This window comes from Blautia sp. An81 (assembly GCF_002161285.1).
In the GTDB taxonomy this organism is placed as follows: domain Bacteria; phylum Bacillota; class Clostridia; order Lachnospirales; family Lachnospiraceae; genus Blautia; species Blautia ornithocaccae.
Genome location: NZ_NFHH01000075.1, coordinates 1 through 861, shown reverse-complemented (window position 1 = coordinate 861; position 861 = coordinate 1). Strand labels below are relative to the sequence as shown.

Here is an 861-nt window from a genome sequence, read left to right as displayed (position 1 = left end):
ATAAACAGATAAGTAATTCGACAGCCAAAAAGCAGAAGTTCCGACAAGACAATTATACATATCTGTTTCTTATCAAAGAAGAATTTTTCCCATAGACACAGAAAATTTTACGCCCTCCTTAAGAATACTGGACGTATCTCGGCATAACATCTATCTCGTCATAAGGCGGATTATGCCGAGCTCGGCATAATCCACCCTGCGGAGTTCCGAGTTTTGTTTCCTCATACCCCTGTGGTGTCATAACTCCTGCTTTCAGATACTTGCGGATCAGGGATTCTGTATCGCCATCATTGATGATGTCGTGTACAAGGCTCATCAGCCTGTCCTGTGGTACATTATCGAAAAACTTCTCTAAATCAATATCCACTATCCATTCGTATCCCTCGTTTAAGTATACGAGCAGCTGCCTGACTGCCATTTCACAGCTTCTGTTCGGTCTGAAACCATAACTCCACTCTGAAAACAAAGGCTCACACATTGGACTTATCACCTGCACGATGCCTTGCTGGATTACACGGTCCATTACAGTCGGGATTCCGAGCTTTCTCATTCCTCCGCCTGCCTTGGGTATCTCCACCCTCCTGACCGGCTGTGGTTTATACTCCCTGCGCCTGATTTGATTCCTGATACTCTCCCAGTTCTCTTTGATATAATCTCCGAGTTCTTCAATCGTCACCTCATCTACTCCTCCTGCCCCTTTGTTGGCGCAGACTCTTTTGTATGCGGTGTTCATGTTGTCTTTGTGTTATCCGGCGCTTTCTACCAACCTTTTTTATCCCAAATCCAGCAAAATAAACGAACCCCCAGGGTAAAAGATTCTGACGGATTTTCCCGCACTTTCTTTTATCCTGGGGGGTTTTA

At 44.9% G+C, this 861-nt stretch carries 1 protein-coding gene; it reads right to left on the bottom strand.

Annotation, left to right across the window (positions count from 1 at the left end):
• Positions 1–118: 118 nt before the first annotated feature.
• Positions 119–676 (bottom strand): reverse transcriptase domain-containing protein, encoded by a 558-nt coding sequence (locus B5G33_RS20880; protein WP_330396762.1) that lies wholly within the window; start codon positions 674–676, stop codon positions 119–121.
• Between the last annotated feature and the right edge of the window lie 185 nt (positions 677–861).